Origin of the sequence: Methylobacterium organophilum, from assembly GCF_022533465.1 — a bacterium.
Lineage (GTDB): Bacteria > Pseudomonadota > Alphaproteobacteria > Rhizobiales > Beijerinckiaceae > Methylobacterium > Methylobacterium organophilum.
In genome coordinates, this window is sequence record NZ_CP092848.1 from 356,617 (window position 1) to 377,291 (window position 20,675).

The window sequence follows — 20,675 nt, forward strand, 5'->3', positions numbered from 1 at the left end:
CCGGGCCTTCGTTCTGATGCTCTCGCGCGCGCCGGATCGGCGTCCGGTCCGGCGGAGAACGTTCTCGTCGCGGCCTATGATCCGCTTGGCAAGCCCGGCGGGGTCTCAGCGCGTGCCGTACATCCGGTCGCCGGCATCGCCCAGCCCGGGCGTGATGTAGCCGTGGTCGTTGAGCCGATCGTCGATCGCGGCCGTCCAGAGCGGCACCTCGGGATGGGCCTCCTGCAGGCGCGCGATGCCCTCGGGCGCCGCGAGCAGGCAGACGAAGCGCAGATCCTTGGCCCCGCGGCTCTTCAGCCGGTCGATCGCCGCGACCGCGGAATTGGCAGTGGCGAGCATGGGATCGAGCACCAGCACCGTGCGGTCGGCGAGATCGGAAGGCGACTTGAAATAGTACTCGACCGCCTGGAGCGTGTCGGGATCGCGATAGAGCCCGACATGGGCGACGCGGGCCGAGGGCATCAGCGAGAGCATGCCGTCGAGGAAGCCGACACCGGCCCGCAGGATCGGGGCGAGGACGAGCTTCTTGCCGGCGATCTGCCGGCCCTCCATCGGCTGGAGCGGCGTCTCGATGGTCACGGGCTCCAGGGGCAGGTCGCGGGTCACCTCGTAGGCGAGCAGCATCCCGATCTCGTTGAGGAGTTCGCGGAACCCCTTGGTGGAGCGCGAGACGTCGCGCATCAGGGTCAGCTTGTGCTGGACCAGGGGGTGATCGACCACCGTCACCTTCGCCGCAGCTGCCGTCATCGCCCGCTCCTTCTCTGCCCCGCCTTCCTACGCCAGGGCCGGGCGGAACTCCAAAGCCGGCGCCGCTTCTCCAAAAGAATAAGCCGAGGCAAAGCCCCGGCCGTTTCTGCCTGCGGAGAAGGAAGGATCAGCGCAGGAGCTGCAGGATGCCCTGCTGCGCCTGGTTGGCCAGCGACAGCGCCGAGATGCCGAGCGACTGGCGGGTGGTCAGCGCCTGCGAATTCGCCGCTTCCTCGTTCAGGTCGGCGTTCGTCAGGTTCGACGCGCCGGTATCGAGGATGTTGACGAGCTTCTTGGTGAAGTCCTGACGGTTCTGCACGACCGAGAGGTTCGAACCGAAGGTCGAGCTCGCGGCACGCAGGGTGTCCGAGGCCGTGCCGATGGCGGAGAGCGTCGACTTGATGTCCGCGTCGAGCAGGAAGCTGCCACGGCCGACATTGGTGCCGGAATCCGGGCCGATCGCCGTCAGCTTGAGGCCGTCGGAGGTCAGGTCCTGGCCCTGGATGTCGAGGTTCGCCGTGTCCTTCTCGTTGAAGGCGATGTGCAGCTTGTTCGACGGGTCGCCGTTGCTGATCAGGTTGATGCCGTTGAAGCTCGCATCCTTGGCGAGCTGCGTGATCTGCACCAGCAGGCTGTTGTACTGCTCGGCGAGCTTGGCGCGGGTATCGACGCCGGCCACCGTCAGGTCGGAGCTCTTCCCCTGGACGGCGTTGCCGGTGCCGTACTTGGCCGCCGTCGAGCCGGTGCCCGCTGCGAAGCCGAGCGTGGTCTGGTCGGTGTTCGTCGCGAATTCCACGTCGGCGCTGGCGTTCAGCACGATCTTCTTGCCGGAGACGTCCTTCGAGAACATCGTGGAACCGGCGGCAGTGTTGAGCGTCGCGATGGCCGTGTCGATCGTGTCGCTCGTGGTGAGCGACGCGGACTTCACGGCGCCGTTCACGTAGAACTTCACGGTGGTGTTGGCAGACGGGGTCGCGAAATCCGTCGAGGCCGTACCGGTGGTCGACAGCTGCGTCGAGAGCGCCTGGTTGGCGGTCGACTTGGCCGAGTCGATCAGCTTCTGGATCGAGGTGATGCCCTGGTTGGCCGCCTGGATCGTCTGAACGCCGTTCGAGATCGAATCGAGGAGCGCGCTCAGGTCGCCGGACCGGCTGCTGAAGCTCTGGGCGGTGAAGAAGTTCACCGGATTGTCCAGCGCCGAGGAGACCTTCAGGCCGGTACCGAGACGGTTCTGGGTCGTCGCGGTGAGCGTAGCCGTGTCCTGAAGGGAAAGAAGGTTCTGCCGGGTCGCAGCTGAGAGGGTGACGCTGGATGACATGGGATGCAATCCGTGGTGAGCACATGCCTATGTCGGCATTAGGGTTAATGCACCACGACTTGGTTTCCCGCAGGTTAACGCAACTTCGAATTTTGCTTGCCGTGCCGGGGTCTTGGCCCAAAATCACCGCGTCACGAACGAAACGGCCGGGTTTCCCCGGCCGTCTCTTCGAGATCTTCCGCCTCTACCCGGATCAGCGCAGGAGCTGCAGGATGCCCTGCTGCGCCTGGTTGGCCAGCGACAGCGCCGAGATGCCGAGCGACTGACGGGTGGTCAGCGCCTGCGAGTTCGCCGCTTCCTCGTTCAGGTCCGCCGCGGTCAGGTTCGACGCACCCTGGTTGAGCACGTTGATGACCTGCTTGGTGAAGTCCTGACGGTTCTGCACCACCGAGAGGTTCGAACCGAAGGTCGAGCTCGCGGCACGCAGGGTGTCCGAGGCCGTGCCTAGGCTCTTGATGGTCGAGTTGATGTCGGTATCGAGCAGGAACTTGCCCGTGCCGCTGGTTCCGAGGGTGATCGAGCTCAGCTTGAGACCGTCCGAGGTCAGATCCTGGCCCTGGACGTCGAGGTTCGCCGTGTCCTTCTCGTTGAAGGCGATGTGCAGCTTGTTCGAGGTGTCGCCGTTGCTGATCAGGTTCACGCCGTTGTAGCTCGAATCCTTGGCGAGCTGCGTGATCTGGGTCAGCAGGGCGTTGTACTGGTCGGCGAGCTTGGCGCGGGTATCGACACCGGCCACCGTGAGATCGGCGCTCTGGCCAACGGCGTCGTTACCCGTGCCGTACTTGGCCGTCGTGGAGGAACCGGTGCCGGCCGTGAAGCCGAGCGTGGTCTGGTCGGCGGTCGTCGCGAATTCCACGTCGGCGCTGGAGTTCAGCACGATCTTCTTGCCGGTGGTGTCCTTCGAGAACATCGTCGAGCCGGCCTGCGTGTTGAGCGTCGCGATGGCCGTGTCGATCGTGTCGCTCGTGGTGAGCGAAGCGGACTTCGCGGTGCCGTTCACGTAGAACTTCACGGTGGTGTTGGAAGACGGGGCAGCAAAAGCCGTCGAGGCCGTACCGGTGGTCGAGAGCTGCGTCGAGAGCGCCTGGTTGGCGGTCGACTTGGCCGAGTCGATCAGCTTCTGGATCGAGGTGATGCCCTGGTTGGCCGCCTGGATCGTCTGAACGCCGTTCGAGATCGAATCGAGGAGGCCACCGAGATCCGAGGCGCGGTTCGACAGGGAGCGGGAGGTGAAGTAGTTGACCGGGCTGTCGAGGGCAGAGGCCACCTTCAGGCCCGTGGACAGGCGGTTCTGGGTCGTCGCGGTCAGCGAGGCGGTGTCCTGCAGCGAGAGCAGGTTCTGGCGGACAGCGGCGGTGAGGTTGACGGAAGCCATGGTGGGTAGATCCTTCTGATCTGATGCACCCCGTTCTGGAGTGACCCGACTTCAAGCCGCCGCGGCCTTCCGAAACCTTACTTCGATTGTCAGGATTTGCCGGGACCCCGGCTTCGTCTTCGATGTGGTTGACCGGTTCTTAGCCGATGTGGTTGACCGCTTCTTAATGGGCGTCGGGCCATATTCGGTCTCCACGACACGCCTTGCGAGATCCCCTGCGATGCCCCTCAGAATCGATCTCAAGCCCAACGAGCGCCTGATCATCGGCAATGCCGCGATCCGCAACGGCGACCGCCGGGCGAGCTTCGTGCTGGAGACCAACACCAAGTTCCTGCGCGAGAGCGACATCATCACCGAGAGCGAGGCCAACACGCCCTGCAAGAAGCTCTACGTGCTGCTGCAGGTGATGTACCTGGTCGACAACCCGTTCGAGGCTGAGAACCAGTTCGTGGCCTTGGCCAACCAGCTGATGGACGCCGCCCCGAGCCTGTCGCCCTACATCGCGGCGATCGACGCCGTGCGTGCCTCCGGCGACAGCTACAAGTCGCTCAAGCTCGGGCGCGAGCTGATCGCGGCCGAAGCCGCCCTCTACGCCCGGGCGAAGGAATCGGCGGAGGCCGGCGAAACGGCCTGATGCCGGGCCGGCGATTTCAGCACCAGCAGGCTGCGGCTGGGCAACGGCACCACCGCCTCCGCGCCGAAGGGATCGCGATGGCCGGGGAGCACCTTGCCCTCGGGCAGGGTGGTGTCGAAGACCGGCCGCCAGGGGCCGGCGATCACCGGCGCGAGGGCGAAGCCGCAATCGGCCTCGGCGGCGTTGATGAGGACGAGCACGCGCTCGGTGCTGCCGGCATCGTTGCCCATCTGCATGCCGAAGGCCCTGCGCTCGCCCTCGCCCCAGGCCTCGCCCTCCATCTCCGTGCCGTCCGGCGAGAGCCAGTGCACGTCCTTGAGCCCGTCGCCGTCGACCGCCGCGCCGACGAGGAAGCTGCGCCGCCGCAGGGCCGGGCAGGCCCGGCGCAGGGCCGCGAGATTGGACACGAAGGCGGCGAGCGCTGGATCGGGATCGGTCTCCCAGTCCATCCAGCTCGCGGCGTTGTCCTGGCAATAGGCGTTGTTGTTGCCGCCCTGGCTGCGTGAGCGCTCGTCGCCCATCAGCAGCATCGGCACGCCCTGGGCGAGGAAGACGGTGGCGAGCATATTGCGCTTCTGGCGCGCCCGCACCGACAGGATCGCGGCATCGTCGGTCGGCCCCTCGACCCCGTAATTGCGCGTGAGGTTGTGGTTGTGGCCGTCGCGGTTCTCCTCCCCGTTGGCCGCGTTGTGCTTGTCCTCGAAGCTGACGACGTCGGCCAGGGTGAAGCCGTCATGAGAGGCGACGTAGTTGATGCTGGCGAGCGGCGAGCGGCCGGACGGGGCGAAGATCTCCCGCGAGCCTGACAGCCCCTGCGTCAGCTTGGCGAGCGCGCCGGCATCGCCGCGCCAGAAGGCGCGGAGATTGTCGCGGAACTGGTCGTTCCATTCGCTCCAGCCATAGGGATAGCCGCCGAGGCGGTAGCCGCCCGCACCCACGTCCCAGGGCTCGGCGATGAGCTTCACCCGGGCCAGGACCGGATCCTGCGCCACCGCCTGGAAGAAGGCGGCGCGGGGATCGAAATCGTGCGGCGCGCGGCCGAGGCTCGAGGCGAGGTCGAAGCGGAAGCCGGCCACCCCGTAGCGCAGCACCCAGTGGCGCAGGGAATCGAGCACCATCTGCATCACCCGGGGGTGGGACACGTCCAGGGTGTTGCCGCAGCCGGTGCAGTCCAGGGTCTCGCGCGGATCCTCGGGCCGGAGCTTGTAGTAGCTCGCGTTGTCGAGGCCGCGGAAGGAGAGGGTCGGCCCGGTGCGGTCGCCCTCCGCGGTGTGGTTGTAGACCACGTCGACGATGGTCTCGATGCCCGCGGCGGCGAGTTCGCGGATGGCGAAGCGCAGGCTGCCCATGCCCCCCTCCCCGCGATAGCGCGGCTCGGGCGAGAAGTAGTTGTAGGGCTGGTAGCCCCAGAAATTCACGAGCCCCTTCTCGACCAGGAAGCGGTCGTCGGCGAAGGCCTGGATCGGCAGGAGCTCCAGGGCGGTGACGCCGAGCTTGAGCAGGTGCTCGATGATCGCCGGATGCGCGAGGCCGAGATAGGTGCCGCGCTCGGCCGGCGACAGGGCCGGATGCGTCATCGTCAGCGCCTTCACATGCGCCTCGTAGATCACCGTGTCGCCGAGCGGCCGGTTGAGCGGCAGGGCGGTGGGATCGGCCGTCTCCGGCTGGGTGACGACGCCGCGGGGCATGTAGGGAGCGCTGTCGCGCCGGTCGATCTGGTCCTCCCGCGGGCCGCCGCGGCGATGGGCGTAGAGGGAATCGTGCCAGCGGATCCGGCCCCGCACCTCGCGGGCATAGGGGTCGATCACGAGCTTGGCCGGATTGAAGCGGTGGCCCGCCGCCGGATCCCAGGGGCCGTGCACCCGGTAGCCGTAGAGCTGGCCCGGCAGCAGCCCGTGCAGGTAGCCGTGGAAGATGTCGTCGGTCCGGCAGGGCAGCAGGAATTTCTGCCGCTCGATGCGGGAATTCGGATCGAACAGGCAGAGCTCGACCGCCGTGGCGTTCTGCGAAAAGACGGCGAAGTTGACGCCGCGTCCGTCGAAGTGGGCACCGAGCGGGGCGGGCACGCCCTCTTCGATCGCGATCATGCAGCCTCGTCGTCCAGGATACGCAACGGCCTCGCCGCGTCCCGGACGCGAAACCCGGGCCGACGGTCGAGGTTTACCGATTCTCGATACGGCGGAAAGGCGCGGCGGCTACTCGGCCGCCGCCGCAGTCCTCGGCGGCTGGCGCTCGACCGTGCGGAAGGCCTCCAGCTCCGTCATGAAGTTGCGCGCCCACCAATCCACGTCCTCGCGGGCCATGCGCTCCATCATCGGCTTCCAGCGCTCCAGGCGCTCGGTCCGGGGCATGTAGAGCGCCTGCCGGATCGCCTCGGCCACCTCGAAGCGGTCGTAAGGGTTCACGAGCAGAGCCTCGGGCAATTGCCGGGCGGCACCGGCGAACTTGGAGAGGACGAGGACGCCCGGATCCTCCTCGCTCTGGGCCACCACGTATTCCTTGGCCACGAGGTTCATGCCGTCGCGCATCGGCGTCACGAGGCCGACCCGGGCCGCCCGGTAGAGCCCGGCCAGCACCGGGCGCGGATAGGCCTTGGTGACGTACTGGATCGGCGTCCAGGCCGGCTCGCCCAGCGTGCCGTTGATGTCGCCGACCTTCTCGTTCACCTCGCGGGAGAGCTGCTCGTATTCCGGCACCTCGCTGCGGGATTTCGGCGTGATCTGGATGTAGACGACGTTGCCGCGCTGGTCGGGGTTGGAGGCGAAGAAGCGGTCCACCGCCTCCATGCGCTCGGGCACGCCCTTCGAGTAGTCGAGGCGATCGACGCCGATGAGGAGCTTGCGGGTGCGCAGGCCCGCCATGGTCTCGCGCACCACCTTGTTGGAGCCGGCCTTGTCCGCCGCCTCCTTGAAGCCGGCGACGTCGATGCCGATCGGGAAGGCGCGGATGCGCGTGCGCCGGCCGTCGACCATGAGCGAGCCGCCGCCGAGGGGGATCGCGCGCATCGTGTCGATGAAATTGCGCGACAGGTTCTGGACGTCCGGCTCGGTCTGCAGGCCGATCAGGTCGTAATCGGCCATGGCGCGCAGGAGTTCGCTGCTCGCCGGCAGGGTGTTGAACACGTCCGCGGCCGGCCAGGGGATGTGGTGGAAATAGCCGATCGGGTTGGCGATGCCCTGGCCGCGCAGCTCGCTCGCCAGCGGCATCAGGTGGTAGTCGTGCACCCAGATCAGGTCGTCGGGCTCGACGAGCTTGGCGAGCGCCCGGGCGAAGGCCTGGTTGACGCGCTGGTAGCCGGAATAATCGGAGCGCGAATAGGCGCCCAGCCCGATGCGGTAATGCATGATCGGCCAGAGCGCCCGGTTGGCGAAGCCGGCGTAGTATTCCTTGTGGTCCTGAGGCGAGAGATCCATCACCGCGTACTGGATCGACCCGCGGTCGATCAGGGTCGGCTCCGGATCGGGATCCTCGACGATGTTGCCGCTCCAGCCGAACCAGAGGCCCTCGTAGCTGGAGAACGCTTCCTTCACGGCGACGGCGAGGCCGCCCGCCGAAACCGCGTCCTTGCCCTCGGCCGGGACGGCGACGCGGTTCGAAACGATGATGAGACGTGCCACGAACGCGGGCTCCGGTCCTCGGTCGGGAGCGCGGGAGGCCCGCGCTCGCAATTGACGTTTACGTGAGAGGAAACGCGCGGAAGCCGAGCGCGATCCGTCGTGACGACAGCCAAGCGCGACCTTACCCGCGGGTCAAGTCTGGAATGCGTGGCGGTTCGGGTGCCGCTTTCGCAGGGGGCATCCGGAAACGCCGCGATCCCGCCTGCCCGGAACCTTGGCCGTCGCGCCTCGAAGGAGCCGGTTTCGACAGTGCGGCGCGACGCAGCCTCTTGTGCCGTGCCGAAGCTGAACGGCCGCTGACGCGGGGGCCGGCGCGGGGGGCGGCCCCGGCCGATCCATCCACATGAAATGGTCACGCTTTCCCACACCGGGTGCGGAACCCGGTCGTTCGCTCGATGTTTCTCGGACGAGATCCAACGCGGTGGAGGTCCGGCCCCGGTCGCCCCCGCCCCCACGCTTTCGAGGAGCTGCCCCGCAATGCCCGCATCCGATGCCGCAGGCACCGCAACCGGTCCGGAGACGGGACGTCCTGCCGACCTCCAGGACGTGAAGCACGAGGTCGAGGACTTGGCCGATACGGCAGTCGAGCGCGGCCTCGGCTTCGCGGCGGCCCTGCGCAGCAACGCGATCAGCTACGCCGAGGGCAAGAAGGGCGAGGCCTCGCAATCCGTCGCCAGCGTCGCCGCCTCCCTGCGGGACTCGGGCAAGAGCTTCGAGGACAAGCCCAACCTCAAGGCCTTCTTCGACACCGCCGCGGAAGGGCTGGACGACCTCGCCGGCTCCATCGAGCGGCGCAGCTTCGCCGACCTCTATACCGAGGCCGAGACCTATGCCCGCCGGGCGCCGGTGACGGTAGCCGTGGCGACCTTCGCGGCGGGCTTCCTGCTGTCGCGCTTCGTCAAGGCGACGAGCCGGCCGGAGACCGACACCTATGACGGTTACCGGGCCTGAGGAGCCGTACATGTCGGGCTCATCCCTTCAAGGCCTCGTCGCCGAGGCGCTGCGCGAGGCGAGCGACCTCGCCCGCAAGGAAATCGCGCTCTTCCGCACGGAGATGACGGAGAATGTCCGGAGCCTCTTCATCGGGCTCGGGATGATGGTCGCCGCGGCTGTGTTCGCGGTCACCGCCCTGTTCGTGCTGATCGGCGCCCTCGTGAAATACGTGGCGACGCTGGTGAATTCGGAGTGGCTCGCCGCGCTGATCGTGGGCGGGGCCCTGCTCCTCGTCGCGGTGATCCTCGCCCTCGTGGGGGCGAAGGCGATGTCGGTCTCGAACCTGGCGCCCACCCGCACGAGCCGGCAGGTGCGACAGGACGCCCGCGCCCTCTCGGAGCGGGTCTCGGCGGAGCGCGTGGCGTGATGAGTGAATCGATCTCCGATCTCGAACGGGACATCGAGGCGAGCCGTGCCCGGCTCGACGAGACCATCGACAAGCTGCAGGGACGCCTCTCGGCTTCGAGCCTCGTCGACGAGATGCTGGGCTCGGCCCGGCGTACCCCGGCCCTGAACGGCCTCTACGACAACGCGCTCGCGGCGGTCCGCAAGAACCCGGTGCCCGTGCTGCTGATCGCGGCGGGCGTCGGCATGCTGATGAGCCGGATCTCCGGGGAGGCCCGACGCCCGTACCGGAACGGCGCGATCGTACCGGCCGAGCCGGTGATGCCGAAGGCGACGCTTCCGACGCTCACGGAGACGGATGCGGCGCGCAAGCCCGCCTCCGTGACCGTGGCGGAGCCTGTGCCCGGGCCGGGCGCGAGGCCGGGTCCGAAGACGATCAACCCCGGCCTGCCCCCGGAAGCGCCCCCCGGAAGCGCCGGGATCGCCTGAGAAACGCGACGAGGACGACGATGTCATTGACAGATCGGAGCAGCGCCATGGGTGGACAGAACAAGCCGGGCGACGATGGACGCTCCCTCACGGACGATCTCGCGGCCCAGGCGGGCATGCCCCGCGGCACCGGCCGGGGCGGAAGCCTCGACGAGGCCGCCCGGCGGATCGACCGGGAACAGGAAGAGGCTCTGACGGCGGCGCGGGAAGCGTCGCAGGCCGCCGCCGAGCGGGTGCGCGAGACGGGCGCGCAGGCGGCCGATGCGGCTGGCTCAGCCTACGAGCGGGCACGCGACACGGCCACGGACACGGCTGCCGATCTCAAGTCGCGCGTCGGCGATGCCGCCCAGGAGGCCCGGCGGCGCGCGGAGGATGCCTATGACGACGCCCGCGACTGGGCTTCGGAGCGCTACGACCACCACCGCGCCCAGGCGGCGGACCTCGCCGACCGCGGATACCAGCGGATCCGGGAGGGACGCACGGCCACGGAGGCCTTCGTGTCCGAGAACCCGCTGCTCGTGGGCGTGGTCGGCCTCGCTGCGGGCCTGCTGCTCGGCGCGCTGCTGCCGCGCACCCGGCAGGAGGACCAGACTCTCGGTCCCTACGCGGACGATCTGCGGGACCAGGGCCTGCGCTACGCCCGCGACATGACCCATCGCGGCCGCGTCTTCGTGGAGCAGGCCCTCGACCCGGACAATCTCGACGCAGCCCTGCACCGCAGCGGGGCGACGGGCGGCGAGGCGGAGGTGTATGAGGGGACGGAGCGCAAGATCCACACCCTCTAGGAGTCCCGTGCCGGACGAACCGCGGCTCCTGCCGCAGGGCGACACCGCCTTCACCATCGAGTTCGGCGACACCATCGACGCCGACCTCAACGCCGCCGTGCTCGCCCTCGATGCCCGCCTCACCGGCGCGCGCCTCGAGGGCGTTCGCGAATCCGTGCCGACCTACCGGTCGCTCACCGTCCATGTCGATCCGGTCCTGGCCGACCCCGTCGCCCTCGGAGCGCAGGTCCTGGCGCTGGCGCGGGGCGACCTGCCGGAAGCGGCCCGCCAGCGGTCCTGGCGGATCCCCGTAGTCTATGGCGGGGATTTCGGCATCGACCTCGAAGCGGTCGCCGCCCATCACGGCCTCCGCCCGGACGAGGTGATCGCCCGCCATTGCGGCGCGACCTACCGGGTGGCGATGCTCGGCTTCCTGCCCGGCTACGCCTATCTGAGCGGGCTCGACCCGAGCCTCGCCCTCTCGCGCCGGCCGAGCCCCCGGCCGCAGACGCCGGCAGGGACGATATCCATCGGCGGGGCCCAGGCGCTGGTCGCAAGCATCGCCGCGCCGAGCGGATGGCATCTCCTCGGCCGCACGCCGATGCGCAACTTCATGCCAGGCCGCGTGCCCTTCGTGTTGCTGGAGCCCGGCGACACCGTGCGCTTCGAGCCGGTGGAGCCTTCCGCGTGGGAGGCCCTCGACCGCGCCGCCGCCGCCGGGGAGCCGGTGGCCGAGCGGATCGACCCGTGAGCGGGCATCTCCTCGTTCTGGAATGCGGGGCGGCCACGACCCTGCAGGATGGCGGCCGGCGCGGCTTCGCGCGCTACGGCCTCTCCGCCTCGGGGCCGATGGATCCCCTGGCGCATGCGGCGGCCAACCTCCTCGTCGGCAACGAGCCGGAGGCCACGGCTTTGGAGCTCGGCCTGTCCTCCGGTCGCTTCCGAGCCGAGGGCGGCCCGGTGCGCGTGGCGGTGACGGGGGCGCTCTGCCGGCTCGACCGCGACGGCGAGGCCGTGGGCCAGGACGGCAGCCTCACCCTGCAGGAGGGGGAGACCCTGCGGATCGAACGTCCCCGCGCCGGTGTCTACGCCGTGCTTGCGCTGGCCGGGGGAATCCGGGCGCCCGCGGTGATGGGCAGCGCCGCCCTGCATCTGCGGGCGGCCATCGGCGGCCTCGACGGACGCCCGTTGCGCGAGGGCGACCGGCTGCATCCGGCCGCCGAGCCCGGCCTCGGCGGGGCCGAATGCAGCCTCGACCCGGTCCCGCTCGACCGGGAGGCACCGATCCGGGTGGTGCTCGGCCCGCAGGCCGATCATTTCACGCCGGAGGGCCTCGACACGCTGGGCCACGGCCCCTTCACGGTCTCGCATCGCGCCGACCGCATGGGCTGCCAGCTCGACGGCCCCCGCATCGCCCATGGGCCACAGGGATTCAACATCGTGTCGGACGGGACGGTGGCGGGCTCGATCCAGGTGCCGGGGGCCGGCACGCCGATCATCCTGCTTGCGGACCGTCAGACCACCGGCGGCTATCCGAAGATCGCCACCGTGATCTCGGCGGATCTGCGCCGGGTCGCCCAGCGCCGGCCGGGGGAGGCGCTGCGCTTCGAGGTAGTCACCGTCGAAGAGGCGGTGCGCCTCGCCCGGGAGCGGGCGGCCCTGCTCGCCGCCCTGCCCGGCCGGCGGCGCCCGGCGTTGAGCGAGGCGGAACGCCTGAGCGCGGCCAATCTCGCGGGCGAGGCGGTCGACGCCTTCGCGGGCTGACGGATCAGCCCTCGCCCGGCTCGACGGGGACGCGGCGCAGGCGGCCGTTGCGCTTCTCGTAGCGGAAGATCGAGGTGAGGGCGTCGCCGGTGCCGTCCGGCAGGGCGGCCGGCGCGGCGGGCTCGACCGGAGGCGCCGGAAGCGGCACGGACGCCTTGCGGGCCTGACGTTCGAGGGCGCCGCGGGCGATGGCCGCATCCCGGCGGATCAGGGCCGCGGCCTCCCCCGGCAGCAGGGCGACCACGGTCGAGCCGTCCGCGAAGCCGATCTCGACCGGAAAGGCCTGGAGATCCGCGCGCAGGCCGTCCTCGATCAGGCCCAGGCCCGCGCGCACGGTGGAGAGGGCGAGGCGCAGGGGCAGCGAACGCGGGCCGCCCTGGCCGAGGGCCTGCCGCAGGTTGCCCGCCGCTTCGCCGGCCCGCTCCAGCCCGTCGGGGCCGGTTCCCCGGGCCTGCACCCGCACCACCTCCTCGACGCCGCGCACGACACCGCCCGGCAGGCTCAGCAGGCCATCCGCGTAGCGGCCGAGGCGGTGACCGCCCTCGGAATCGTCCATGCTGCCCTCCGCGCGCCGCCGCACCGCTCCGGTGCGCAAGCCTCGGGGAAAACCCGCGTCAGAAGCCGCGGTTGCCGATCGTCGGCAGCGTCGGCTGCGTGTAGAGCCGGTTCACGTCCGGGCGCCGCTGGGTGCCGTTGGTGTCGTTGGAACGGCGGTAATTGTCGGTGTTGAAGGTCTCGGACAGGCCGGGGCCACCCGAATCCGTGCTGCTGCAGGCACCGAGGCCGCAGGCGAAGGTCGCGGCGAAGGCAGCGAGGACGAGGTGCGGCAGGCGCATCGGTGATCTCCCGGGACGACGCCGGAGGCCGGCGCTTGCGGCGACCTGCGGTTGCCGGACCCGTTCCGTCAAGCACGCGGCGCCGGCGGCGCGCCGTCGCGGCGCGGCGCGGCATGGGCGGAGACCTTCGCCGACTCAGTGGCTTACCGCGTCCCGCGGCCCGGCGCGACGCCTCCGAGGACTGACGAATCCTGTTCCGATTGGCGCGAAGGTGATGTCCGGCGGCCACTAAAAACTCACCACGCTCCACGGGAGGTTGTCATCCGCGCCACAGCGGTGGCGCATTCATGTGGAGAGGGGCGCACGCACGGGTGGCGCGAAGCCGGGAAATCCGTGAAAGCTGGCCGCGATGAGCAACGTCGTCCCCTTCCGCCGTCCCGATCCCCGGCGCGCGCCCGCGGGCTGCGATGTCGTGACCATCGCCGACGACCTCTTCATGGTTCTGGAGGAGCTCCAGTCCGTCGCCGAGCGCGCGGCCCTGATGGACCGCCCGGCGCTGGAGGTCGAACGCACCGTGCAGAAGCTCCTCGACGCGATCGGCACGGTCGAGGCCGCCCTCGATTGCCTCGGCGAGGGCAGCACCCCCGCCTGACCCGCCGGCCCGGCGGGTTCGCCCGGCCCGCGCTCAGGCCGCCGCGGCGCCCTTCTTCCCGTCGGCGAACAGCACGTCGATCTCGCTCGCCGGGCGCGGCGGGCTGAACAGGAAGCCCTGCATCTCCTGCGCGCCCTCCGCTCGCACGGCGGCGAGCTGGGCCTCGGTCTCGACGCCCTCGACCAGGGTGGTGATGCCGAGGCTGGTCCCGAGGCCGACGATCGCCCGGATGATCGCGTTCGATTCCGCCCGCTCGCCGGCATCCCGCACGAAGGAGCGGTCGATCTTGATCTTGTCGAAGGGGAAGCGGCGCAGGTAGCTGATGCTCGAATAGCCCGTGCCGAAATCGTCCATGGAGATGCGCACGCCGAGGCGGCGTAGGGCGTGCAGGGTCTCGAGATTGGCTTCCGTGTCGTCGAGCAGGACGCTCTCGGTGATCTCGAGCTCGAGCCGCGTCGCCCTGAGGCCGCTCGTCGCCAGGGCAGAGAGCACGGCCGCCGCGAAGCCGCGATGGCGCAGCTGCAGGGCGGAGACGTTGACGGCGATGCTGATCTCCTCGGGCCAGCCCACCGCATCCCGGCAGGCCTGCTTCAGCACCCATTCGCCCAGCGGCACGATGAGGCCGGTCTCCTCGGCCAGAGGAATGAACAGAACGGGGCTGATGAGGCCCCGTTCGGGATGCCGCCAGCGCACCAGGGCCTCCAGGCCCTTCACCCGGTCCTCCGCGAGGTCGACGAGGGGCTGGTAATGCACCTCGAGCTGGCCCAGCGCCAGGGCTTCGCGCAGCTCCCGCTCCAGGCTCAGCCGTCCCTGCGCGGTGGCGTCCATCTCCGGCTCGAACACGCGATAGGTGCCGCGGCCCATCGCCTTCGCCTCGTAGAGCGCCAGGTCGGCGTCCTTGAGGAGCCGGTCGATGTCCACCCCCTCCCCCTCGGCCAGGGTGACGCCGACGCTCATGCCGATCTCGGCGGTGAGCCCGTTCAGGCTGTAGGGCGCGCTCACGACGCCGATCAGCCGCTGGGCGAGGCCGACCGCGCCGGCGAGATCCTCCACCTGGGAGAGCACCGCGAACTCGTCGCCGCCGAGGCGGGCCACCACGTCGCGCCCGCGCACATGCTGACGCAGGCGCTCGGAGACCGCCCGCAGCAGCATGTCGCCGGTGCCGTGGCCGAAGCTGTCGTTGATCGGCTTGAAGCGGTCGAGATCCAAGCACAGCACGGCGAGGCGCGGGCTCGGCGCCGCCTTGCCCTGCTCCAGAAGGTCGATGCCGAGTTCCCGCAGGGCGGTGCGGTTCGGCAGGTCCGTGAGCGCGTCGTGGCGCGCCATGTGGACGATGCGCGCCTCGTTGCGCCGCCGCTCGGTCACGTCCTCGAAGGTGGCGACCCAACCGCCGCCCTCCATCGGGCGATGGGTAGCGGCGATGACACGGCCATCCGCCAGCTCCCGCAGCACGGATTTGGCGTTCGCGTTGATGAGGGAGGTGCGGGTGCCCTCGCAAAGCGAATCCACAGTGGCGCCGGCCTTGTAGCGTTGGAGGCCGACCAGGATCTCGACGATCTCGCGCTGGCTCATGCCCACGCGCAGATGCCCCTCGGCGAGGTCGAACATGTCCTGGTAGCGGCGGTTCCAGACCAGCAGCCGGCTCTCGGGATCGAACAGGCACAGGCCCTGGGTCATGTTCTCCAGGGCGGCGTCGAAGCGGCGGTTCTGCTCGATCAGCTGGGCATGGGCCTCGGCGAGGGCCATCCGGGTCCGATGCTGGTCGCTGACGTCGTTGCCGACGCCGCGATAGCCGGCGAAGCGGCCCTGGGCGTCCTGGCGCGGCTTGCCGCTCAGCTCGAACCAGCGCGGGGTGCCGTCCGGGTGACGATAGGCGTAGACCAGATCCCGGAACGGGCGGCCCTCGGCCATCGCCACGAAGCATTCGGGCTGGCGCCCAGACCCATCCGTCCAGGCCAGCTCCGTGCGGGTGCGGCCGATCATGTCGGAGGCCGCGCGGCCGGTATAGCGCTCCACATCCGCGGAGAGGTGGACGAAGCGCCCGTCCTCATCGGTCTCCCAGAACCAATCGGACGCGATCCGGGCGACTTCTTCGAAAGCTTGGCGAGGCATAGGCTACAACCGATCGGAACAACCTATGATGACCGGATCGCCTTAATAAATTGCATGCCCGTTGATTGAGCAATTTGATCAATTTATATGTTTCTCAAAGAGTTGCCGCCTTCATGAATCGTCCCGCACCCGCGGAGCCGCCGCCGGGTTCGATGGTTGTCGTCGCGCCCCTCCGAACGGGAGACCCCGATGCCGGATCCGACGCCCGACGCCCTGTTTCCCGGCTTCGACCCGCTCTGGGTCGAGGGGCCGGGCGGCCGCGTCTTCGCCCAGGCCGGGGGCGACCCGGCGGCGCCCGCGCTGCTGCTGCTCCACGGCTTTCCGCAGACGCACGCGATGTGGCACCGCGTGGCTCCGGCGCTGGCGCGCGGGCACCGGGTGATCTGCCTCGACCTCAAGGGCTACGGCTGGTCGCAGGCGCCCGACGACGGGGTGGAGGCCTATGCGAAGCGGGTGCTGGGTCGGGAGATCGTGGCCCTGATGGAGCGGATCGGCCATGTCCGCTTCGCCCTCGCCGGCCACAACCGCGGCGCCCGGGTCGGCTACCGGCTGGCCCTGGACGATCCCGGCCGGGTCGAGCGCCTGGCCCTCCTCGACATCGTGCCGACCCTGATCCAGTGGGAGCGGATCGAGGCCCGTCCCGGCCTGAACCCGCACTGGTCATTTCTGGCCAGCCCCGCCCCCCAGCCGGAGACCGCGATCGGGCGCGATCCGGACGGCTATTTCGAGGGGCTGCTGCGGGACTGGAGCGCGGCCAAGGACCTCTCCGCCTTCGACCCGCGGGCGCTCGCCCTCTACCGCCAGAGCTGGAACGTGCCCGAGCGTATCCACGCCATGTGCCAGGATTACCGGGCCGGCGGCCCGGATGGGCCGGACCGCGCGGCCGATGCCGCGGATCTCGCCGCCGGGCGCAGGCTCGGCATGCCGGTGCTGGTGCTCGCGAGCCGCGACTATCTCGACAAGGACAAGCCCGAGAGCGCCCTCGACACTTGGCAACGGACCTTGGCGCCGAAGGCGGAGGGCGTCTCGATCCCCTGCGGCCATTTCCTGGCGGAGGAGAGCCCGGCGGAGACGCTGACGGCTTTGGAGCGGTTCTTCGGGTAGCGCCCTCTCTCCATTTGGGCTGCGGCCTTGTCGGAAGTTGAGTCTTGGTTGGCGAAGATGGTGGCGAAGCGCTTCCACCCTCGGGCTGTAGTCTTGGCTCTCGGCTTGCCGGCAATGTCCTCGCTATCGTGCCGGGCAATGGCCTAGGACAGCTAGGCCCGGGAGCCCGCGGCGGGTAGGGGTTGCGCAGGCGCGCCGTGCTGCCCTCGCAGGCCCGGGCGAGCTGCACCGCCAGCGCCAGGGTGGCCAGCTAGAACAGTTTGCCGGGCACCCGCACCTGCGTGGCTTCCTGGCCAAGCCCGTCTCGCTTGAGCGCCCGGAATACCCCCTCGACCCGCCAGCGCAGTCGGCACAGCCGGACCGTCTCGCGCGCCTCGGGGCAGAGGTCGTCCATCCCAAGCCCCTCCATCCTCCCCTCCACGCGCGGCCGAAGGCGCTCAACGCAAACAGATCAGGCCAGATCCGTATCGTCCTTAGTCTAGCGGGAGAGGAAAGGCCGCGGCGGGTGCGAGCCGACCCCCCTGCCCCGTTCAGGCGCTCTCGCCCGAGAGCCGCTTGGCGGCCCGCTCGCGGCCGATCAGGGGGAGGAGGTTGGCGAGGTCGGGGCCGTGGTCGAGGCCGGTCAGGGCCTGGCGCAGGGGCATGAACAGGGCGCGGCCCTTGGCGCCGGTGTCCCGCTTCACCGTCTCCGTCCAGGCCTTCCAGGTGCCGGAATCGAAGGGGCCGTCCGGCAGCAGCGCGAGGGCGCGCCGCGAGACATCGGGATCGACGATCACGGGGGTGACCGGCCCGGTCACCACCCGCCACCACGCCTCCGCCTCGGCGACGCGGCCGAGATTGGCCCGTACCGCCCCCCAGAACGCCTCCGCGCGTTCCTCGGCCACGCCCATCCCCCGCAGGCGCTCGGCGGCCTCGGCATAGGGCATGTCGTGCACGAGGCGGGCGTTGAGCCCGTCGAGCTCGGCCGGGTCGAACCGGGCCGGCGCCCGGGAGATCTGGGAGAGGTCGACGAGGCCGGCCAGTTCGTCGAGGGAGGCGACCGGACGCACGGCCTCGGCCGAGCCCGTCAGCACGGCGAGCGAACGCACGGCCGCCGGCTCGTAGCCCGCCGCGCGCAGGGAACGCAGGGAGAGGTGGCCGAGCCGCTTCGACAGGCCCTCGCCATCGGCCATGGTCAGCAGGTTGTGGTGCCCGAAGACCGGCACGGCAGCGCCGAGCGCCTCGAAGAGCTGCACCTGCACGCCGGTATTGGTGACGTGGTCCTCGCCGCGGATGACGTGGGTGACGCCGAGATTCGCGTCGTCCACCACCGAGGGCAGGGTGTAGAGGTAGCTGCCATCGGCCCGGATCAGAACGGGGTCCGAGAGCGAGGCGCAGTCGACATGGCTCGGCCCGCGCACGAGGTCGTCCCAGGCCACTACCCTGTGGTCGAGCTTGAACCGCCAATGCGGATGCCGGCCCTCCGCCTCAAGCCGGGCCCGGTCTTCCGCGGTGAGCGACAGGGCGGCCCGGTCGTAGATCGGCGGCAGGCCGCGGCCGAGCTGGCGCTTGCGCCGCCGCTCCAGCTCCTCCGGCGTCTCGTAGCAGGGATAGAGCCGTCCCGCCGCCTTCAGCCGCTCGGCGGCTTCGTCGTGCTGCGCCTTGCGGGCGCTCTGGCGCGCGAACAGGTCGGGCACGATCCCGAGCCAGGTCAGGTCCTCGCGGATCGCTTCGGCGAAAGCCTCCGTCGAGCGCTCCCGGTCGGTGTCGTCGAGCCGCAGCAGGAAGCGACCGCCCCGGGCGCGGGCGAAGAGCTGATTGAGCAGAGCCGGCCGGGCATTGCCGATATGCAGGAACCCCGTCGGCGAGGGGGCGAACCGGACAAGGGGGGGCGCGGTCGGCGAAACGGAAGGCGAGGTGGACATGGCCGCCCTCGTAACGGGTTTCGGGCGGGCGCGTCAGCCCATTCGCGCGTCGGTTTCGCGGCGGCGACCGAACACGCGGCCTTCCGGAGCGTTGTCGAGGGCCTTGCGCACAATCGGATCGCACCGGGTGCGCCCGAAGAACCAGAAACAGACAGGACCGTCCGAACCCATGAAACCCCTTCTCATCGCCGGCCTCGCCGTCGCCCTCGCGACCCCCGCCTTCGCCCAGACGGGCACCTCGGGCGCGCGGCCCACAGTCGAGCGGAACACCAACAACACCGGCGGCGGCCGCGACGTCTCGGTCTCCCGCGGGGCCACCGGCGCGGACACGGTCGACACCAATTCCGCCGCGGCGGGCAACGCGAACCAGCCCTCCCGCGCTGTGCCCCAGGGCAGCGGTGGCGGCGGCAGCGGCACCGCTGGCGGCAATTGAGCGCGATTTCGCGTCGACAGGCGCGTTCCGGGATCTTGACGGATCTCGGGGCGCGGCCCTAGAAGGCCGTCCTCGCCGCCGCGGACACCACGGCGCGCCGCCCGCACGGGCTCTGGACGGTTAGCACAGCGGTAGTGCGTTCCCTTCACACGGGAGAGGTCGTAGGTTCGATCCCTACACCGTCCACCATTCCCACTTCGTCACCACCGTGATCGCTGCGCTGGCCTCAGGCCGCCGGCTTCGCCGTGCGCCCGGTGCCGGGGACCAGATCGAGGATCGCCTCCACCAGCGCGTCGAAATGACCGATCAGGCGGTCGGGGTGCAGGTCGCGCATCGGCACGGCGGTGTAGCCGAAATCCACGCCCACGACCGGGATGCCGGCGGCCTTGGCCGCGTGCACGTCGGCGCTCGAATCGCCCACCATCACCGCCCGGGCCGGGTCGCCCTGCGCCCGCTCGATCGTCGCGGTGATGTGGCGCGGGTCGGGCTTCGAGAAGGGGAAGGTCTCCTTGCCCACGATGGCCGCGAAGCGCGGGGCGATGCCGAGGGCCTCCAGCAGGGCGACGGCATGGGCCTCCATCTTGTTGGTGCAGACCGCCAGGCGGAAGCCCTCCGCCTCCAGCCGGTCCAGGGCCTCGGTGACGCCGGGGAACAGGTGGGAACGGTCGGTGAGGTGCGCCGCGTAATGCGCGAGGAAGGCTTCGAAGAGCCGCTCCAGCCGCTCCGGAGCCAGCGTGACGCCGGAAACGGTGAAGCCCTTCTGAATCAAGGCCCGCGCCCCGGCCCCGAGCAGATCCCGCGCCTCCCCCACCCCCATCCCCCCCAACCCCTCCTGCTCCAGGATGACGTTGAGCGTGCCGATCAGGTCGCCCGCGGTCTCGGCGAGAGTGCCGTCGAGGTCGAACACGGCGATGGGCGGCAGGGCGGTCATTCGCGATCTCGCGCTTTCTTCGAGGGTTGGGGCTCGCTAACGGGAGGCCGGAGGGCAATCAAGCCGCGGCCCTTGGCCGGGCTCGCCCAAGCTCTGCCACGGACCCGCTCTATTCCGGCTCCGCCGCGATTCACCGCTGCCCTCCCGAGGATGCCCCGCCCGTCATGCGTCTGTTCCCCGTCGTCCCGCGTCTTGTGCTCCTCGCCGGCCTGCTCGGGCCGCTCCCGGCGGCAGCCGGCGGCCCCTACGAATTCGTGCCGGCGCCGCAGATCGACCTGAACCGCGTCTACCGGGTCGACAAGGCCACCGGCGAGGTCACGTCTTGCCAGTACGGCCTGCGCGACGACAGCGTCGGCGTCACCCTGTGCTTCGCCGCCGGCGACGGCGCCGGACCGCAGGCGCCGTCGGAATACGGGCTCGTCGCCTCCCGCCACGCCCGCGAGGCCGGCGTGTTCCGGGTCAATTACCGCACCGGGGAGATGAGCATCTGCTATGTGCAGGTGCGCGAGGAGGCCGTGGTCTGCACGCCCCAGACCAATCCGCCCCCGGCCGGCATGGCGAGCGGCGCCGGCGCTGCGGCAACGGCACCGGCTCCCGGCCGGGCAGGTCCGAGCGCAACGCCGCCACAAGGCGGAAAGCCCTGATCGATTGGCCGGTTTGCCATGGGCGGGAGGCATGCTAGGGGGCCAGCCGTTCTCGGTGGGATCCCCGCGATGA

22 protein-coding genes and 1 tRNA gene are annotated in these 20,675 nt (G+C 70.2%); 12 read left to right on the forward strand and 11 right to left on the reverse strand.

Annotation, left to right across the window (positions count from 1 at the left end; genetic code table 11):
- Positions 1–105 precede the first annotated feature (105 nt).
- The 3 genes from upp to MMB17_RS01705 form a co-directional block, all read right to left on the reverse strand.
- Complete coding sequence (upp, locus tag MMB17_RS01695) at positions 106–747, reverse strand: uracil phosphoribosyltransferase (protein ID WP_238312604.1); 642 nt, start codon at positions 745–747, stop codon at positions 106–108.
- A gap of 127 nt (positions 748–874) precedes the next feature.
- Positions 875–2,065 carry a flagellin N-terminal helical domain-containing protein gene (locus MMB17_RS01700; RefSeq protein ID WP_238312605.1) on the reverse strand — a complete coding sequence of 397 codons (1,191 nt, stop codon included), beginning with the start codon at positions 2,063–2,065 and terminating at the stop codon, positions 875–877.
- 193 nt (positions 2,066–2,258) lie between these two features.
- Positions 2,259–3,440 (reverse strand): flagellin N-terminal helical domain-containing protein, encoded by a 1,182-nt coding sequence (locus MMB17_RS01705; RefSeq protein WP_241100850.1) that lies wholly within the window; start codon positions 3,438–3,440, stop codon positions 2,259–2,261.
- A 220-nt stretch (positions 3,441–3,660) separates the two neighbouring features.
- Here MMB17_RS01705 and MMB17_RS01710 point away from each other — a divergent pair, with 220 nt between their 5' ends.
- Positions 3,661–4,074, forward strand: a complete 414-nt coding sequence (locus MMB17_RS01710; protein ID WP_241100851.1) for a flagellar biosynthesis repressor FlbT — start codon at positions 3,661–3,663, stop codon at positions 4,072–4,074.
- On the opposite strand, the gene glgX is transcribed toward MMB17_RS01710, so the two are convergent.
- Together glgX and otsA are read right to left on the reverse strand one after the other, a co-directional pair.
- The gene (glgX, locus tag MMB17_RS01715; RefSeq protein ID WP_241100852.1) at positions 4,029–6,161 is read right to left on the reverse strand and encodes a glycogen debranching protein GlgX; all 2,133 of its coding nucleotides are present in this window, start codon (positions 6,159–6,161) and stop codon (positions 4,029–4,031) included. The two genes, MMB17_RS01710 and glgX, sit on opposite strands and share 46 nt — an antisense overlap.
- Before the next feature lie 108 nt (positions 6,162–6,269).
- Positions 6,270–7,691 (reverse strand): alpha,alpha-trehalose-phosphate synthase (UDP-forming), encoded by a 1,422-nt coding sequence (gene otsA / locus MMB17_RS01720; protein ID WP_238312609.1) that lies wholly within the window; start codon positions 7,689–7,691, stop codon positions 6,270–6,272.
- A gap of 477 nt (positions 7,692–8,168) precedes the next feature.
- Between otsA and MMB17_RS01725 the strand changes: the two genes are divergently transcribed.
- The 6 genes from MMB17_RS01725 to MMB17_RS01750 are packed head-to-tail and all read left to right on the forward strand — an operon-like array spanning position 8,169 to position 12,046.
- Entirely contained in the window at positions 8,169–8,642 is a 474-nt protein-coding gene (locus MMB17_RS01725) for a hypothetical protein (protein WP_241100853.1), read from the forward strand.
- A 10-nt stretch (positions 8,643–8,652) separates the two neighbouring features.
- Entirely contained in the window at positions 8,653–9,051 is a 399-nt protein-coding gene (locus tag MMB17_RS01730; RefSeq protein WP_238312611.1) for a phage holin family protein, read from the forward strand.
- The gene (locus MMB17_RS01735) at positions 9,051–9,518 is read left to right on the forward strand and encodes a DUF3618 domain-containing protein (RefSeq protein WP_241100854.1); all 468 of its coding nucleotides are present in this window, start codon (positions 9,051–9,053) and stop codon (positions 9,516–9,518) included. The genes MMB17_RS01730 and MMB17_RS01735 overlap by 1 nt, the downstream gene beginning before the upstream one ends.
- Before the next feature lie 47 nt (positions 9,519–9,565).
- A complete protein-coding gene (locus tag MMB17_RS01740; RefSeq protein WP_241100855.1) occupies positions 9,566–10,303 on the forward strand; it encodes a hypothetical protein in 738 nt (245 codons plus the stop codon).
- Complete coding sequence (gene pxpB, locus MMB17_RS01745) at positions 10,269–11,033, forward strand: 5-oxoprolinase subunit PxpB (RefSeq protein WP_241100856.1); 765 nt, start codon at positions 10,269–10,271, stop codon at positions 11,031–11,033. Before MMB17_RS01740 ends, pxpB begins: the two co-directional genes overlap by 35 nt.
- Positions 11,030–12,046 (forward strand): 5-oxoprolinase subunit C family protein, encoded by a 1,017-nt coding sequence (locus tag MMB17_RS01750; RefSeq protein WP_241100857.1) that lies wholly within the window; start codon positions 11,030–11,032, stop codon positions 12,044–12,046. Before pxpB ends, MMB17_RS01750 begins: the two co-directional genes overlap by 4 nt.
- 4 nt (positions 12,047–12,050) lie before the next feature.
- On the opposite strand, the gene MMB17_RS01755 is transcribed toward MMB17_RS01750, so the two are convergent.
- The gene (locus MMB17_RS01755; protein ID WP_241100858.1) at positions 12,051–12,602 is read right to left on the reverse strand and encodes a hypothetical protein; all 552 of its coding nucleotides are present in this window, start codon (positions 12,600–12,602) and stop codon (positions 12,051–12,053) included.
- 58 nt (positions 12,603–12,660) lie between these two features.
- The gene (locus MMB17_RS01760; protein WP_241100859.1) at positions 12,661–12,882 is read right to left on the reverse strand and encodes a hypothetical protein; all 222 of its coding nucleotides are present in this window, start codon (positions 12,880–12,882) and stop codon (positions 12,661–12,663) included.
- 349 nt (positions 12,883–13,231) lie between these two features.
- On the opposite strand from MMB17_RS01760, the gene MMB17_RS01765 reads away from it, so the two are divergent.
- Complete coding sequence (locus MMB17_RS01765) at positions 13,232–13,474, forward strand: hypothetical protein (protein WP_238312617.1); 243 nt, start codon at positions 13,232–13,234, stop codon at positions 13,472–13,474.
- 33 nt (positions 13,475–13,507) lie between these two features.
- On the opposite strand, the gene MMB17_RS01770 is transcribed toward MMB17_RS01765, so the two are convergent.
- The gene (locus MMB17_RS01770; protein ID WP_241100860.1) at positions 13,508–15,586 is read right to left on the reverse strand and encodes a putative bifunctional diguanylate cyclase/phosphodiesterase; all 2,079 of its coding nucleotides are present in this window, start codon (positions 15,584–15,586) and stop codon (positions 13,508–13,510) included.
- A 189-nt stretch (positions 15,587–15,775) separates the two neighbouring features.
- On the opposite strand from MMB17_RS01770, the gene MMB17_RS01775 reads away from it, so the two are divergent.
- The gene (locus MMB17_RS01775; protein WP_241100861.1) at positions 15,776–16,690 is read left to right on the forward strand and encodes an alpha/beta fold hydrolase; all 915 of its coding nucleotides are present in this window, start codon (positions 15,776–15,778) and stop codon (positions 16,688–16,690) included.
- Positions 16,691–16,940: 250 nt separating this feature from the next.
- Here the strand turns inward: MMB17_RS01775 and MMB17_RS01780 are convergent, their stop codons facing one another.
- A complete protein-coding gene (locus MMB17_RS01780; RefSeq protein WP_241100862.1) occupies positions 16,941–17,084 on the reverse strand; it encodes a hypothetical protein in 144 nt (47 codons plus the stop codon).
- A gap of 136 nt (positions 17,085–17,220) precedes the next feature.
- On the reverse strand, positions 17,221–18,594 hold the full coding sequence (gene gltX, locus MMB17_RS01785) for a glutamate--tRNA ligase (RefSeq protein ID WP_241100863.1): 1,374 nt from the start codon (positions 18,592–18,594) through the stop codon (positions 17,221–17,223).
- Between the two features lie 169 nt (positions 18,595–18,763).
- On the opposite strand from gltX, the gene MMB17_RS01790 reads away from it, so the two are divergent.
- Together MMB17_RS01790 and MMB17_RS01795 are read left to right on the forward strand one after the other, a co-directional pair.
- Positions 18,764–19,027 (forward strand): hypothetical protein, encoded by a 264-nt coding sequence (locus MMB17_RS01790; RefSeq protein ID WP_238309737.1) that lies wholly within the window; start codon positions 18,764–18,766, stop codon positions 19,025–19,027.
- 114 nt (positions 19,028–19,141) lie between these two features.
- Positions 19,142–19,216, forward strand: a tRNA-Val gene (locus MMB17_RS01795).
- Between the two features lie 37 nt (positions 19,217–19,253).
- Here the strand turns inward: MMB17_RS01795 and MMB17_RS01800 are convergent.
- A complete protein-coding gene (locus tag MMB17_RS01800; RefSeq protein ID WP_241100864.1) occupies positions 19,254–19,958 on the reverse strand; it encodes an HAD family hydrolase in 705 nt (234 codons plus the stop codon).
- A gap of 164 nt (positions 19,959–20,122) precedes the next feature.
- Here MMB17_RS01800 and MMB17_RS01805 point away from each other — a divergent pair, with 164 nt between their 5' ends.
- Positions 20,123–20,602 (forward strand): hypothetical protein, encoded by a 480-nt coding sequence (locus MMB17_RS01805; protein ID WP_241100865.1) that lies wholly within the window; start codon positions 20,123–20,125, stop codon positions 20,600–20,602.
- Positions 20,603–20,675 lie beyond the last annotated feature (73 nt).